Genomic DNA, 14226 nt, shown 5'->3' with positions numbered 1-14226 from the left:
GCTGTTTCTCATGTTTCTTGTATTTCCGACCTATGTCTTCTCTCTCAGATGGCTGGGGCGCCACGGCGAAAGCGACGGAAGTGACGTTAACGTCGCAGTCATCAATGAAAGCCAACACATCGTGCGCATCAGAACCCATAGGCGCCCACCCGACGGTGGCGATAGATGGTGTTGGACCATGAAAACCACATGCCCGCCCGGCACCCGGACCCCCGACCTAGAGATCCCCTCTGGCGGCGGAAGCGCACTTCGGGGTGACCAGTGCGGATCCACCTCTACTCCTCACGATCGCTATCTCTACGCCGAGACCGAAGACGGCCGTGCCGCCATCTACGGCCCTCCGCTATGCCGAGGCGCCACCTGGCGCATCACCGAGGAGTCCCTGCGCAAAGGCGTCAAGCCCAAACCCAGCCCGCCGCTATGGAACCCAAAACCGACAGGCAAGAACACTAGGACCGGATCCTGACCTACAGTCACGACCGTTTCAGCTTCGTCACACGGTCACCCAACTTCAGGCTGGAGAGCGAGAGTCCACCATCCGGCTCTGTGAGATCCATACGACACAATTCGATCATCGAACCACTCGTCTGAGCTGCACTCGCGCAGCCAGCACCCACCTGGCCTCGGCGCGGGCACAGTCATCGTCGAAGCGGTCGGCGACCGTGACCGCCAGTGGCTTTTTCATCTGCACATGCAGAATGATCCTCAAAACCGCGCATGCCCAGGTCGCGTGCCGGTCCCTGAGTAGGCAGGTATCCACCGCGTCCAACTCCAGAGCCAGCAGCCCGAACAGTGTGGTCCCCACATGCGGCCGCAGATTCGACCGTCTGCCTGCCGCTGTCGCCCACCGTCACTGTCCACAGCACCTCACCTAAGCGTCCTTCCAGAAGTTCTGCTGGTAACTGGGCGGGAACCAGGGTGTTCCCCGCCCAGCCGTGCCGCGGCCGTGGAGGCGTTCGCGCGCCGCCTGGACCGGCCCGGTCTGACCGCCCACGACCTGGGATGGCCTGCCGCTCCCGACGCGCAACGGGTAGACCCCTGGAGTGGGGACCCCGTCGCCCAGCTCGCCGCCCTGGGGAGGCACGACATGCTCCACCTCAACCGCCGCTCCGCCATCACCTCCGGCCTGTCCGGCCTGTACCTGCTGGGCGCCGCCCGGGTGCCCGCCGCCGGGCCACCGCCTTCCTCCCGGCCCGGCCGCGCCCCCCGCGCCGGCCAGGCCGACATCGACCGCCTCCACGAGATGATCCGGCTGTTCGCCCGCGCCGATGACCTGTACGGCGGCGGGCACGCCCGCAAGGCCGTCGGCGGCTACCTGGTCAACAACGTGGTCCCGCTGCTGGAGGGGTCCACCGGCCGCCACCGGCCCGCGCTGTTCGCCGCCGCCTCCCAGGTCGCCTACCTGGCGGGATGGATGACCTCTGACGCCGGACGTGCGGGTCTGGCCCAGTGGTACTACATCAAGGCCGTGCGCCTGGCCCGCGAAGGCGGCGACGACCTCGCTGAGGCCCGCACCTGGCGCAGCCTGGCGGTGCAGGCGTGCGAGCTCGGGCACTCCAGCCGCGGTGTGGTGATGGCCGACCACGCCGCGTCGCTGGCGCACGGCCGGTGCGACGCGCGCACCTGCGCGTGGATCACCGGGATGCGCGCCGAAGCGTATGCGGCCGCTGGGGACGGCTGGACGGCTCGGGACCTGCTGCGCCGCGCCGAACGCGACCTGGAGCGCGCCGACTCGGCGGCGGAAGGCGACTGGGTGGGCAACTACCGGCAGGCGTCGCTGAATCACCAGATCGGGACGTCGCTGGCGGCGCTGGGCGACCTGGAACAGGCCGAGCAGCACCTGGCGGCGTCGGTGGGGTCGCGGCAGAGCGTCGAACGCCGCTCTCGCGCCCTGATCGGCGCCCGCTTGGCCCACGTCCAGGCCCGCGCTGGCCACCCCGACCGCGCCGCCCACACCATCATCGAACGCCACCAGGACCTGCTGCCGGTGGCCTCGGCCCGTGTCACCTCCACGCTCTGCGACCTGCGCGCCCACTGGGCGTGCGCCCGCACCCACGACCGCATCGCCGACGCCGATCAGATCGTCGTCACCGCGCTCGCCCGCGCGTGACCGGGTCGGTGACGGCCAAGACCTTGGCCACGGCCCGGGCGGCCGCATCAGGGTCGTCGACCCCGGCCATGGGCTCGCCCCACGACATGTGAACCAAGGTCGGCTTCTGTCGTCGGGGTTGGTCTGCACGGTGATGTCCTCGCTGAGATGACCGTCTCCGATTGGCTGTTGCACGCGAAGGAAGGTGGGGCGACCGCGGGTTTGGATGAGGCGTACCTGCAGCTGAGGGGCGTGCTTCTGCAGCGCCTTGCGCAGGCTGTCCAGGTGACGGTTCTGCTGGCGGTGTGACCGGGGGGTTGGTGGTGCCATCGGCGCGGTGTTGGGCGGTACTGCCGGGTCGGGGATCGGGTGGGGCTGGTCAAAGGCTGCTGGGCGGCGGGCGTCACGGCGGGCGTCACGGCGGGCCATGGACACCTCCTTGCGAGGTGGGGGAGGGAAGGGGCTGGGTGCGGAGAGTCCAGGCCGCAGGAGGGAGCCCGGCCAGCTCTGCGATGAGGGCGGTGACCTGCAGGGCGGTTTGCTGCGAGATGTGGGTGATGGTGGCTGGGAACATGCCGTGGTCCTGCATGGCTTGTTCGTAGGCTTCGCGGATGGGAAGGAACGCCGCGCGCATCGCTGTGGCGGCCCGGCGCGGCCGCAGGCCGGTGATGATGGGTGCCGCGGCCGACTCGGCGCGTTGGCGGATCAGGACGCAGCGCGGCAGGGGCGTTCCCTGCTCGTTGAGTTCGATCTTGAACAGGCCGCTGATCATCCAGGTGCATTGCGCCGGGAGCAGCGTTGCTCCTGGCGTGATCGGGCCGATGTCGGGAGCGTGCCGGTAGCGCCATCGCAGGTGGGCGCGGACCTCGCGCAAGGTCGGGCGGGAGCCGGTCCTCATCTGGGTGAGCTGCACCAGCTCGGCCTGCAGATACTGCTGCGGCCCACCCGGATGCTGCTGGATGCAGGACAGGACGCCCGCGCGCGCCCAGTGGGCCAGCGCCCGCGGCTCCACCCCGGTGATCGCGTGAGCTTCCTGGGCGCTGACCCAGTTCCAGGGGTGCGCCAGGGAGACGGCGAACTGCGCGACCTGGCCAAGGCGCTTGCGGGGGTAGTGCGGCGGCGCGACGTTCACGGCTGGGACCGCTCGAGCTGGGCGGCCGGTTGCGTCAGCAGGCGTCGCAGCACCACCGCCGAGGTCGGGCGGCCCGCGACCTGAACGACCTTCTCCAGCTCCTCACGCAGGTGGTAGTAACGGCGACCGTGGTCACTGTTCACCGCCTGGACCGAGATCAGTCCTTGGGCGACCCACCGTTTCAACGTGGGAGCCGTCACCGCCAGGACCTCCAGCGCCTGGGGGCGCGGGATCCAGGTGCCGTCGGTGATGCCGTACCGCTGGGCGATCTTGCCCAAGACGGGCGGAGCAGGGGTGTCGGTCATGGGAGCCTCGCTCTGATCACGGGTGCGGGTCGGGAACGGTGGTGCGGTGCTTGCGCTACCGCCGCAGCGGGCGGACAGCCGAACGCAGACAGTCATCAGCGGGCGCAGGTCGCCCGGGGCAGCGCGCGACGGCGGCCCACAGATCCCCGGCGACCGGGTCCTCCCAGGGGTCAGGGCGCCACAGTGAGCAGGGCACGATCCCGGGGTCGACCACCGGCAGCGGGTGCAGCAACGTGGCGAGCTGGGGCACGGTGCGCAGGGTCAGTGCGGTGTGGGTGTGCTGGGCGACCAGCTGGGCCATGCGGCGCACCGGTTTGGGATGCACCAGGTCGTTCAGCTGGGTGATCGCCACATAGGAGCCAGCCGGCGCACCCGCGGTGAGGCCGCGCAGCAGGCGTTGGGCCTCCTGGTCGTCCCACAGTTCCAGGTTGTTGACGATGATCCCGACGGGGCGGCCCGGTTCCAGGATGCGTGCGGCCTCGGTCAGGAGGGGGCCGGGGTCGGTCAGCGGCATGCGCAGGTGGTGGCATGCCCCCTCCAGGGTGCCCCTGAAGTGGGCGCGCGCGTGCGAGATCACCAGGGCGTCGTCGTCGCAGTACACGATGCGGGCCTCGGGCACGATGCCCTGGGCCAGGGAGTGGAGGTCGTGGGGGTGCAGGGGCAGGTCGGTGCCGATGACCAGCAGCTGGCCCAGCCCCACCTCGCCGACCAGGAACTGCACCAGGCGCTGGTGCCAGGCCAGTCGCTGGCGCGCCATGGTGTCGGCCGTGGGGAGCTGCTTGGTGATCTGTTCGGCGAGCGCGGCGGTGGCGAGCATGGCGTCTTTCCCGCCTGCCCAGTAGTGCCACAGCTGGGGGAGGTGGGGAATCTGGATGGCCCCGTCCTTGCGGAGCCCGGCGGCGCGGTGGCTGGGCAGGGCAGTGGCCGGTGGTGGCGCGGTTGGGTGTTTGGACCTCATGTGCTGGCCTTGTCGGGGGCGGGCAAGTAGACGGGGAGCTCGGTCCAGCCCTGGCAGGCGGGGCCGGACAGCGGGCGCAGCCGGTCGGCCGGGATCGCCAGGCGCGGATGGTGGAAGCGAAACAGCAGCCCCAGGGCGGCGATCGCCTGCTGCTTGGCCAGCGCGGCGCCCAGGCAGGAGTGCAGGCCGCGACCGAAGGCCAGGTGCAGCAGGCGCTCGGCGAACGGGTCGAACCGGTCGGCGTCGGGGCCGAACACCTGCGGGTCGCGGTTGGCGGCCCCCCGGCACATCACCAGCGCCTCACCGTCGGGCAGATGGTGGCCGTCGAGGGTGAGGTCGATGCGGGTGAAGTACAGCGGCGCGGCCAGTGGCGGAGCGGCCCAGCGCAGCGTCTCGTTGACCACGCGTTCCCAGACCGGGCGGCTGCTGGTGATGCGGGCGTAGTGGTCGGGATGGGTGAACAAGGCGTGCAGCGTGCCGGTGATGAGGTTGGTGGTGGCCAACACTCCGCTGGCCACCACCAACATCACCAGGTCCACCACCTGCGCATCGGCCAGCCGGGGCTGCGCGGCGGCCAGCCGGGGCTGCGCGGCGGCCAGGTGGGTGATCAGGTCTGCGGACGGGCGGCGGCCCCGGTCCGGGCGCCGACACAGGTCGACCAGGGACTGGAACCACGGGCGTGAGAGCACGCTGGCGCTGCCGTGACCGTGAGGGTCGGTGCTGGCACCCAGCAGCGGCGCACACGCGTGCTGAAAGTCGTGCCGCAGATGGGCCGGGACGCCGATCAGGGCACCGAGGGTGTCCAGCGCCAGCGGCAGCGCCAGATGCCACCGCAGATCCACCGCTTGGTCCCCGTCAGCGTGGATGGGCAGTTCACGTACCAGGTGCGCGGCGGTCTGGCGGATGCGCGGCAGCAGGTGCTGCTGGGCCAGACGGCCGCTGATCACCGGGGTCAGCAGCGCTCGCAGCGCCCGGTGCCGGGCCTCGCCGACATCGTCGGCGAGCGTCCCCCAGGTGGGCGAGGCGGGACATCGGGTCGGGAGGGTGGGGGTGATCCAGGACCGCAGCGGCCAGGTGTCGGAAAGTCGCCCGCTGGCCCACGGCTTCCAGCTCGCCGGGTCCTGGGTGACCAGGTCGCGGGTGTGCAGGTACTCGATCACCCGGTAGTGCGTCACGGCTGTGGCCGGGACGCCTCCGGGCAACCAGACCGGTACCAGGGGGCCTTGGTTCAGCAGGTGACGTTTGGTCGAGCCGTCGGGGTCGGCGTCCAGGCGAAGAGACCAGCGATCCATCGGAGGGAATGCTTTCTGTCGGATGTGGGGCGGGGGTGGGCTGAGCCGGGGGTCAGGCGATGTCGGGAGGAGTTTCACCCTCCGCGGTCGTGGTGGCCAGCGTGACCGGCTTGGATGCCAGGCCTGCGGCGCGGTCGGCGGCGACGGTGGCGTCGCTGGGCGCATGGCGGGTGAGCCGGATCGCCGGGCCGGGTGTGGTCAGCGCCTGCCAGGTGGCCAGGGTCGTGTAGACCAGCGCGATGACGCTGTCGTCATCGCCTTCATCGTCGGGGTCGTCGGCACTGCCGCGCAGGCCCCCGTCGAGGCCGCGGTTGTCGCCAGCGGGACGGCCGATGATTTTGGGCGTCGCCTCGCACGGCGACAGCAGGTTCTGCTCGGCATAGAACAGCGGACCGAAGTGCGCCAGCATGCCGATCTGGTCCTCGATCGCACCGCCGCCTTCGGCGCGGGCGAACTTCAGGCCGGTGTAGGTGTCGCACCACCACGCCAGCCAGTAGGCGTTGTGGCCCAGGTGTCCCCAGTGGCAGGCGATGATGGGGGTGCCATCGGTGAGGTAGCTGATGCCGTGCGGGTCCTGCCAGAACACAAAGCCCGCAGGTGAGGGCGGCAGGATCGACGCGGTTTCGACCTTGCCGGGGCCGTGGACCAGGGTGGTCCAGGGATGCAGTTGCTCGCGCAGCTGGGCGCCGGCGCGCACGACGGTGTCGGTCGCCTGCTGGCTGAACTCGAACAGGTCGGCCTCGGCCAGCCGCCGGGCTTCCTGGCGAGCGTGGAGGCGAAATCGCTTAGCGAGGGGCTCGTATTGGAGCCGGGGCGGCATGGAGATTTCCCAGGAGTCGTCGCGGTGGCCCTGAAGCCATGCCTGGGAGGCTCGGCGGCGCAGGAACTCGTGGGCTGAGCGGCGCAGGCCCGGTGTACGCAAATGCAAGGAAGTGCTGGTCATCGTTATCGGTTCGCCGTTATCGGTTGGTTGTCGCAAGGGGAGTGCCCAGCAGGACCGGCAGGGCGCGCACGGTGTTGGTGAACACGCTGGGCACCGGCGGCAGGTCGGCGTCGGGGACGGCCAGGCGCAGGTGGGGGAAGCGGGTGAACAGGGCGCTGAGGGCGGTGTCGGTGATGGTGCGGGCCAGTGCGGCGCCGGGGCAGAAGTGGCGGCCGCCGCCGAACGCCAGGTGCGGGGGGTTGTGGGAGCGGGTGGGGTCGAAGACGTCGGCGGTGGGGCCGTAGGCCTGGGGGCAGCGGCCGATGGCGGTGTAGGGCGCCAGGATCGCCTCGCCGGCGGGGATGATGACCGGCCGGTGGCTGGCGGGGACCGGCACGGTCAGGTCGCTGGTGGGGTAGCGGGCGGCGAAGTTGCCGATCGAGCTGTCCCAGCGCAACACCTCCTCGATGATGCGGGCCCAGCCGCCGGGGGTACGCGCGTGCTCCCGCGCGGTCGGGTGGGTCAGTACCGCGCGGACGGTGTTGCAGATCAGTCCGATGGTGGTTTCGTGGCCGGCGGTGGCCAGCACCCAGATGCTGTCGGCCAGTTCGCGGGCCGACAGGCGGGCGGGGTCGGCTTCGTGTTGGGCGATCAGAGCACTGGTCAGGTCCTCGCCGGGGTCGGCCAGCCGCATCTTGATGAGTTCGTCCAGGAAGTGACCGATGCCGGTCTGGATGTCGGTGACCTGCGCGGGCGGCAGGTCGGTGCGGAAGATCCCATCGACCAGGTACCGGAGCCGCTGGTGCTGGGCGGCGGGGACGCCCAGCAGTTCAGCGATCACCCGGAGCGGCAGCGGCTCGGCGTAGTGGGCGCGCAGATCGACCTGCCCGTCGCCGTCGGTGTGGGCGGGCAGGTGGTCCAGCAGCTCGTCGGCCAGGGTGTCCAGCAGTGGTTGCAGGGCGCGGACCCGCCGCGCGGTGAACTCGCGGGTGATGGGGGCGCGCAGCCGTTCGTGGTCGGGGCCATCGGCGGTGACCAGGTTGTCGACGCAGATCATCCCGATGATCCGGCTGTCGGGCGACAGCTGGCCGTTTTGGTAGCAGGTCCAGTTGCGGTAGTCCTTGCTGACCGGTGCCTGGCGCACCAGCCAGTCGACCAGTTCGCGGGTGGTCAGGGCCCAGGCGGGCAGCCCGTCGGGCAGCAGCACTCGTACCACGCCGCCGGTGCGCTGGCCGGCCTGGCGCAGCCGGGCGGCCTCGCCGTGGTGGTCGCGGCCATGCGGGTCCAAGGTGATCTGCGGGATGTCGGCCGGGTCCCAGGCCGGGGCGGGGGAGGGCAGGTCGCTCATCAGGACACTCCTGTTCGAAGCGGTGCGCCGGGCGCGCGGGGTGTGCACGGGGGTGTGCACCGTGTCCAACGGGTGCGCCGCGGCGGGGCGGTCAGCGCTGGCCGAAGGCGGCCGGGGCCAGGTACCTGACCGGTGGGGGCGAGGGGCGGGATGGCGTCATCGGTGGCCTCCTTGGTTGAGCCCACGGTGCGGGCGGGTCAGCGACGGCAGGGTGCGGAGCGTTGCGGCGGTGCGATCGCACGGTCCCCACCAGCACGGTCGCCACCAGCGGGATCACGGCTGGCGGGGCCGCAGGCAGTGCGGTGGGTGGTGGTGAGCCGGTGCGGGTGCGGGGTGAAGGTCACCGGCAGCGTGTGCGGGATGGCGGTCCAGATGCTGGGCAGGTAGGTGATCTGGTCGGCGTCGATGGTCAGGCGCAGGTCGGGCAGGTGGTGGTGGGCGGCGGCCACTGCGGTGTGGGCGATGGTGTAGGCGATGTCGCGGGCGGGGCAGGCGTGCGGCCCGGCCGACCAGGCCAGGTGGGCGTGCGGTTGGCGCAGCCACCAGTCGGGGGCGTGCACACTCGGGTCGTGGGCGGCGCCCGCCAGGCCCAGGATCAGCGCATCACCGCGGGCGATGGAGTAGCCGGCCAGTTCGGTGTCGCGCAGGGCGTAGCGGGCAGGCATGTTGATCATCGGGGGGCGGCGGGCCAGGACCTCGTGCAGCGCTTCGGCGACCGAGCGGCGGCCGCCGGACAGGCTCTGGTAGAACCGCGTGTCGGTCAGCATCAGCTGCAACGCCGCGGCGATCCAGGAGATCAGCGTGTGGTTGCCGGCGGTGGTCAGCACCACCAGTGTCTGCAGCACTTCCTCGCGGTTGTGCAGGTTGGGGTGGTTGAGCAGGGCGCCGACCAGGTCGGCGCCCATCACCGGGGACCGGTAGTCCATCAGCCCGGTCAGCAAGGCCTCAAAACGGGCGTTGCCCTCTTGGGCTCGTGGGCCGGAGCTGAACAGCAGATGCATCGACTCCAGCAGCTCTGGCCTCTGGTCGGGTTCCAGGCCGATCAGCTCGCCCAACGTCAGCAACGGCACCGCCGCGGCGTAGTCGGCGACCAGGTCGCCCTGCCCGGTGGGGGCGATGGTGGCGATCTGGCGGGCGCAGATGTCCTGGACGGTGCGGCGCAGCCACCGGTGGTCGACGTTGGCGATGACGTCGTGCAGCGGTTGGCGCAGGCGCCGGTGCTCGTCCCCGTCGACCCCGATGACGTTGGCGCGGGGGAACATCATCGGCCCCAGATCGCTGTCGGAGGGTACGGTGCCGTCCTCATACAGCCGCCAGTGGGCGGCGTTGCGGGTGAAGCGGCTCTCGTCGCGAGTGATGACGCCCAGTTGGCGGTAGCCCATCACCAGCCAGGCGGGCACGTCCGGTTCCAGCAGGACCGGGGCCAGGGGGCCGTGCTCGCGCCACAGGCGCACAAGGACGGTGGCGGGGTCGGCGGTGACCGCCGCCAGCGGCGTCGGGTCGGGGTAGGACATCAGCGTCTTGGCCGGCGCTGTCATCGCGAGCCCTCCAGGGGTTGGTCCAAGCGGTCGGGGCGGTTGGGAGGGTGAGAGTGGTCGGGAGGGCGGGGATGGTCGGGGTGGCGGGCCAGGGCGTGGTCGACCAGGGCACACAGCGCGGCGATCGAGGAGGCCGGGTCGCGGGCGTCGCAGCTCAGCAGCGGGATCGGCGCGTCCAGAGCCAGGGCGCGGCGGATCTGGTCGAGGGGATAGACCGGGGCGTCGTCGAACTGGTTGACCGCAACCACCAGCGGCAGGTCGCGGCACACCGGGTCGGACTCGATCTGGTCCAGGACCTCAAAGGTGGTGTCCAGGCGGCGGACGTCGACCAGCAGCAGCAGTCCGATCGCGCCTTCGGCCAGGCCTTGCCACAGTCGCCAAAACCGCGGCTGGCCTGGAGCGCCGAACACATACAGCGCCACTCCGCCGTTGCCGGTGGCAAGGGTCAGGCGGCCGAAGTCCATCGCGACGGTGGTGGTGGTCTTGCCCGGGGCGGGGGTGTCGTCGATGCCGATTCCGGCGCTGGTCATCACCTCTTCGGTGCGCAAGGGGCGAATCTGGCTGACGGCGCCGACCAGGGTGGTCTTGCCGACCGCGAACGCGCCCAGCGCCAAGATCTTGGCGGTGCGGGTGACGCCATGCGGCACATAGGCCACCTCGGTCGGCAGCCGAAGGCGGCCGGCTGAGCCCGGTGAACCTGCCAAGTCCGGCGGGCTGGCTGAGTCCGGTGAACTGGGGGGTTGGTCTGGATCAGGGGGATCACAGGCGATAGAGACCATCGAGCACGTCCGCAAGAAGTTCGAAGGAGGGGCGGGTAACAGAGGAGCCCAGGAAGGCCGAACCGGTAGGTGCACTCCCAGCCGGGCCCGCAACCGAGCCAGCAGCCGAGCCTGCCGCCGGGTTCGCAGCGGGTGTGGTGCCGGGGTGCTGGTGGGAGCGAGCCCCGGCCGGGTAAGGGGCCGGGTCCGGGTCGGGCGTGGTGGTGTGGGCCGTCAGCTGCCTGCTGGTGATCAGGTCGGCCGCCCACACCAGCACGGTGCTGACCGGCACCTTCAGGTGGGCTGCGGCCTCGGCCACCACCAGGTTTCCGCCTTCCAGCATCTGGGCCAGCGCCTTCATCTGCGGGGGAGCGTCCACTGGCAGCCGCACGACCGCGGTGGTCGCCTGCAGCAGGGTGTCCACCCGCAACCCCATGGCCGGTGTCGGGGCGCGGCCGCCGGTGAGCACGAACGGGCGCAGCGGCGTGTCCTGGGTGTGCTGCGCATCGTGGGCAGAGTGCTCACCGGTCCAGGTCATCTCACGCCGCCCCCGGAGAGGGGCGCGGCGCGGTCGCCAAGGCCCGCTCACCCAACTGCTGCACCGTCTGCTGGATCTCCTGACCGACCTGGGCCAGATGGACGGTGTCGTCGGTGATCACCAGCAATGCCGTTCGGTCGGCCACGCCGGTGGCCAGCAGCCAGCCCCCGTCCCACTGGATGCTGAGGCTGCGCACCGTCTGGGTGCCGCTGCCGAACTCGGTGGCCAGCCCGCGCGCCAGCGACAGCAGCCCAGCCCCCGAGGCCGCCGCATGATCGACCTGCTCTGAGGACAGGAGGTCGGAGGCCACCTTCTCCACACCGTCGGTACTGAACAACACCGCATGACGCACACCCGGGGTGCGCAGCAGCCGTTCGGGGATCCAATCGGTCATCGTCACTGCTCTTTCTCTTGCGTGGGCTGCGGGAACGCAGCCTCGTGGGGGAGCGGGTCGTGGGAGAGCGGGGCCGACGGGGACGCTGGACCACTCAAGGAACCCAAGGCGTGCAGGATCTGCCCGGCCTGCTCGGGGGTCTGCGCAGGCGGCCCCACCGGCACCGCACCGGCGTCGACGTCGGCGTCGGCGTCGGGCACAGCGTGCGCCTCACCCGCGGGGCCCAGGTCGGGGCGGAGGTGGCGACGATGGCGGGGGACCCGCTGGGGCAGCCGTGGGGCGGGCGGCTGCTGGTCAAACGGGCCAGAATTTGAGGAGTGCGGTGTGTCGGTCAGCGGTGCGGGCTGCTCCGCCGAGGGCACGGGCGACGAGGCAAGCGACGGCGCGGCCGAGGATGCAGGCGACGGTGCAGGCGGTGGGGCGGTTGGCGGGGCGGTCGGTGGGGCGTTGAACTGGACGCCGTTGACCTGGGGAGGCGGTGGCAAGGTCAGCCGGGCGCCGCTCTGGTCGGTGACCGGGGTTGTCGCGGTCACCATCTCCGGCACCACCTCGTTGGGAAGCACCAAGGCCGAACCCGCGATCGGGCCACGGGCCGACGAAGACGGCGAGGGCGGTGACAGGGCCATCACGCGCGGGGCGACCGGTTCGGTGAGCTCACCAGGGATCAGCATGATCACCCGCAAGCCCCCGTAGGGGGAGTCTTCCAGGGTGATCCGTACGCCCAGCGCGCTGGCGTAGCGGCCGACCACCGACAACCCCAGCTGGGGCACCTCACCCAGGTCGGCCAGCTCCCGGCGCACCGCGCCCGAGGCCAGGGCCTGCAGGTGAACGCGCCGGGTTTCCTGCACGCCCACGCCCTCGTCGTCCACCTCGATCACCGCGCCGGTCGCGCCCGCCGACACCTTGACCCGCACCTGCGTGCGGACCGGGGAGCACTGGGCGGCGTTGGCCAGCACCTCGGCGACCATGTGGATCAAAGGCTCGGCCGCCGGCCCCACGATCGCCAGATCGGGGTCGCCGGTGGTGCTGACCCGCCGGTAGTCCTCGATCCGGGCCTGGGCGGACTGGACGAGTTCGGCGAGCCGGATCGGAGCCGACCAGTGCTGCCCCTCCCAGCTGCCGCTGACCACCGCCACGCTCTGGCACGACCGGGCGCCTTGGCTGGCCGCGTGATCGATCTCCATCATCGCCTCGACCACATCAGGCAGGCCGCGTCGGGCCTCGGCGGTCTGGGCCGCCAGATGCTGCACCCGATGCATCGCCGCTTGCAGGCGGCGCGCCACCACCACCATCACCAGCTGCTGGGACTCCATCTGGTCGGCGGCTGCCTGCGCCTGCGCCTGGGCGTGCCGGCGCACGGCCGCCACGCAGTCCAGCCCCTGACGGATCAGCGCTTGGGTCTGGCCCAGCAGTTCGGAGTCAACCCCGGTGGGCATGGGGATCGGCCCGCCTCGGGCGGCGGCGGGAATCTGCTCGGCCAGCACCCGCCGCAGCAACTGCAACGCCGCATCGGCTCGCTCTTGCGCCGCCGTCTGCTCGGCCTCCAGCTCCTCCAGGCGGCCAGCCCACGCCTGCTGCTGCCGGTCGGCTTCCTGGCTGAGCCCTTCGATGGTGCAGGTGTCGTCGTGGTGTCGGCGCCGGGCCTGCATCAGCTCGGTGTGGTCGCGCTGGTGCCGTTTGTGCAGAGGCCATAGCGTCCTCGACAGCACAGCCAGCCCCGACACCGTCAGCGGCACTGTCCACCACACCCCGGTCGTGAACATCTGCAGCAGTGCCCCGGCGCTCGCCGCGGCCGTGGCCGCCGCCGTGGTCAGCCACAGGCCACCGTCAGCACTCTGAGCTTGGTGGCTGGCGCGATACCCAGAACCAGATCCATGGCCAGACCCATAGCCAGAGGCAGGGCCGAAGGCCTGCGGCCACCCCGCAGGGTCCGACCGGGATCTCGCTGGCCCAGCCATCGCACGCGGCGGCGCAGAACGCGGTGTAGAAGACGGTGTAGGAGGCTGCACCGGCGACCGGGACTCAGAGCGTGGCGAGGGTGAATGCGGTGGATGCGTCATGGGAGCACAGTCACTTTCGACAAGGACACACAGAACCGGACTGCCAGAGCGCTCATAGCTGCTGCACGCCCCCAAGCACCTGCAGCCCCAGCCCACGCTGCGGCTGATCGGGCCGCCACTGCTCCACCGGGACCAGACCAGGCTCCAGCAACACCGGGCCCGCACTGAACAAGGCCCAGATCTGCTCGGGCGAGCGGACCACCAGCGGCGCGGACCGGCCACCGACCTTCGCTTTGGAGTAGATCCCCTGGGCGCGCTCGATCTGGTGGGGATCGGCCCCCACATCGGTGACATGACTCAGCGCCAGCGCCGAACCCGACGGCAGCACACGCCGGTAGGCATCAAGCAACAGGTAGGGATTGTCCACCTGGTCTTCCATGAAATGCAGCACGGCGACCGCCGTCAGGCCAATCGGCCGGGACCAGTCGAACAGCTGCCGCACCTGGGGGTCCTGCAGCACCGCCGCCGGGTCGGTGATGTCGGCTTCGACGACACAGGTCTGGTCGGGCTTGTCGCTCAGCCGCGCCCGCGCGTGCGTCGCCACGACCGGGTCCAGATCCACATAGACCACGCGCGCGTTGGGGTGGATCGCCCGTGCGCTCTGGTGGACGCTGCCCTGGGTCGGCAAGCCCGAGCCCAGGTCCAGGAACTGGTCAATACCGAGCGTCTTGGCCATGACCCGGACGCTGCGCAGCAGAAAGCCGCGGTTGGCGCGGGCGATGGCGGGAGCTTCTGGAAGCACCTCGATGATCTGCTTGGCGGCTTCCCGGTCGACGGCGTAGTTGTCCTTGCCGCCCAGAAGGTAGTCATAGACCCGGGCCGGGCTCACGACGGTGGGGTCGACACCAGCGGGGACGGGAGCAGAGGTGCGAGGCACCGGAGGAGATCCTCT

Annotated in this window: 14 protein-coding genes; 2 read left to right on the top strand and 12 right to left on the bottom strand. The window is 71.0% G+C overall.

Features of this window, described 5'->3' with window-relative positions:
- Positions 1–805: 805 nt before the first annotated feature.
- Both AKI01S_RS22670 and AKI01S_RS50780 read left to right on the top strand, forming a co-directional pair.
- Positions 806–2110 carry an NsdA family TPR-like regulatory protein gene (locus AKI01S_RS22670; protein ID WP_501162090.1) on the top strand — a complete coding sequence of 435 codons (1305 nt, stop codon included), beginning with the start codon at positions 806–808 and terminating at the stop codon, positions 2108–2110.
- Positions 2111–2257: 147 nt separating this feature from the next.
- The gene (locus AKI01S_RS50780; protein ID WP_157420034.1) at positions 2258–2398 is read left to right on the top strand and encodes a hypothetical protein; all 141 of its coding nucleotides are present in this window, start codon (positions 2258–2260) and stop codon (positions 2396–2398) included.
- Positions 2399–2504: 106 nt separating this feature from the next.
- On the opposite strand, the gene AKI01S_RS22665 is transcribed toward AKI01S_RS50780, so the two are convergent.
- The 12 genes from AKI01S_RS22665 to AKI01S_RS22605 all read right to left on the bottom strand — a co-directional run bounded on the left by AKI01S_RS22665 (position 2505) and on the right by AKI01S_RS22605 (position 14211).
- Positions 2505–3221 carry a hypothetical protein gene (locus tag AKI01S_RS22665; RefSeq protein ID WP_067821425.1) on the bottom strand — a complete coding sequence of 239 codons (717 nt, stop codon included), beginning with the start codon at positions 3219–3221 and terminating at the stop codon, positions 2505–2507.
- Complete coding sequence (locus AKI01S_RS22660) at positions 3218–3526, bottom strand: MerR family transcriptional regulator (RefSeq protein ID WP_157420032.1); 309 nt, start codon at positions 3524–3526, stop codon at positions 3218–3220. The genes AKI01S_RS22665 and AKI01S_RS22660 overlap by 4 nt, the downstream gene beginning before the upstream one ends.
- Before the next feature lie 55 nt (positions 3527–3581).
- Entirely contained in the window at positions 3582–4484 is a 903-nt protein-coding gene (locus tag AKI01S_RS22655; protein ID WP_084000074.1) for an SAM-dependent methyltransferase, read from the bottom strand.
- On the bottom strand, positions 4481–5776 hold the full coding sequence (locus AKI01S_RS22650; protein ID WP_084000073.1) for a cytochrome P450: 1296 nt from the start codon (positions 5774–5776) through the stop codon (positions 4481–4483). The genes AKI01S_RS22655 and AKI01S_RS22650 overlap by 4 nt, the downstream gene beginning before the upstream one ends.
- 52 nt (positions 5777–5828) lie before the next feature.
- The gene (locus AKI01S_RS22645) at positions 5829–6719 is read right to left on the bottom strand and encodes a hypothetical protein (RefSeq protein WP_157420030.1); all 891 of its coding nucleotides are present in this window, start codon (positions 6717–6719) and stop codon (positions 5829–5831) included.
- Between the two features lie 16 nt (positions 6720–6735).
- Positions 6736–8046, bottom strand: coding sequence for a cytochrome P450 (locus AKI01S_RS54315; protein WP_067821407.1), 1311 nt, complete (start codon positions 8044–8046; stop codon positions 6736–6738).
- A gap of 197 nt (positions 8047–8243) precedes the next feature.
- The gene (locus tag AKI01S_RS22630; RefSeq protein WP_067821404.1) at positions 8244–9584 is read right to left on the bottom strand and encodes a cytochrome P450 family protein; all 1341 of its coding nucleotides are present in this window, start codon (positions 9582–9584) and stop codon (positions 8244–8246) included.
- Positions 9581–10240 carry a GTP-binding protein gene (locus AKI01S_RS22625; RefSeq protein ID WP_245681731.1) on the bottom strand — a complete coding sequence of 220 codons (660 nt, stop codon included), beginning with the start codon at positions 10238–10240 and terminating at the stop codon, positions 9581–9583. The genes AKI01S_RS22630 and AKI01S_RS22625 overlap by 4 nt, the downstream gene beginning before the upstream one ends.
- A gap of 103 nt (positions 10241–10343) precedes the next feature.
- Positions 10344–10880: a DUF742 domain-containing protein gene (locus AKI01S_RS22620; protein ID WP_067821398.1), complete on the bottom strand. Its 537-nt coding sequence runs from the start codon at positions 10878–10880 to the stop codon at positions 10344–10346.
- A 1-nt stretch (position 10881) separates the two neighbouring features.
- Positions 10882–11274, bottom strand: a complete 393-nt coding sequence (locus tag AKI01S_RS22615) for a roadblock/LC7 domain-containing protein (RefSeq protein ID WP_067821395.1) — start codon at positions 11272–11274, stop codon at positions 10882–10884.
- A gap of 2 nt (positions 11275–11276) precedes the next feature.
- Positions 11277–13037, bottom strand: a complete 1761-nt coding sequence (locus tag AKI01S_RS22610; protein ID WP_067821391.1) for an ATP-binding protein — start codon at positions 13035–13037, stop codon at positions 11277–11279.
- 349 nt (positions 13038–13386) lie between these two features.
- Positions 13387–14211 (bottom strand): SAM-dependent methyltransferase, encoded by an 825-nt coding sequence (locus tag AKI01S_RS22605; protein WP_067821388.1) that lies wholly within the window; start codon positions 14209–14211, stop codon positions 13387–13389.
- Between the last annotated feature and the right edge of the window lie 15 nt (positions 14212–14226).

It is taken from the genome of Actinomadura kijaniata NBRC 14229 (assembly GCF_001552175.1).
Lineage (GTDB): Bacteria > Actinomycetota > Actinomycetes > Streptosporangiales > Streptosporangiaceae > Spirillospora > Spirillospora kijaniata.
The sequence above is the reverse complement of the archived record's forward strand: the minus strand, read 5'-3'. Positions and strand labels throughout refer to the sequence as shown.

Bases quoted from the DNA above. Each gene is read 5' to 3' on its own strand.
- AKI01S_RS22645 (WP_157420030.1), bottom strand. From the start codon at position 6,719: ATGACCAGCACTTCCTTGCATTTGCGTACACCGGGCCTGCGCCGCTCA.
- AKI01S_RS22660 (WP_157420032.1), bottom strand. From the start codon at position 3,526: ATGACCGACACCCCTGCTCCGCCCGTCTTGGGCAAGATCGCCCAGCGG.
- AKI01S_RS22630 (WP_067821404.1), bottom strand. From the start codon at position 9,584: ATGACAGCGCCGGCCAAGACGCTGATGTCCTACCCCGACCCGACGCCG.
- AKI01S_RS22615 (WP_067821395.1), bottom strand. From the start codon at position 11,274: ATGACCGATTGGATCCCCGAACGGCTGCTGCGCACCCCGGGTGTGCGT.
- AKI01S_RS22620 (WP_067821398.1), bottom strand. From the start codon at position 10,880: ATGACCTGGACCGGTGAGCACTCTGCCCACGATGCGCAGCACACCCAG.
- AKI01S_RS22610 (WP_067821391.1), bottom strand. From the start codon at position 13,037: ATGTTCACGACCGGGGTGTGGTGGACAGTGCCGCTGACGGTGTCGGGG.
- AKI01S_RS22670 (WP_501162090.1), top strand. From the start codon at position 806: ATGCGGCCGCAGATTCGACCGTCTGCCTGCCGCTGTCGCCCACCGTCA.
- AKI01S_RS50780 (WP_157420034.1), top strand. From the start codon at position 2,258: ATGACCGTCTCCGATTGGCTGTTGCACGCGAAGGAAGGTGGGGCGACC.
- AKI01S_RS22650 (WP_084000073.1), bottom strand. From the start codon at position 5,776: ATGGATCGCTGGTCTCTTCGCCTGGACGCCGACCCCGACGGCTCGACC.
- AKI01S_RS54315 (WP_067821407.1), bottom strand. From the start codon at position 8,046: ATGAGCGACCTGCCCTCCCCCGCCCCGGCCTGGGACCCGGCCGACATC.
- AKI01S_RS22655 (WP_084000074.1), bottom strand. From the start codon at position 4,484: ATGAGGTCCAAACACCCAACCGCGCCACCACCGGCCACTGCCCTGCCC.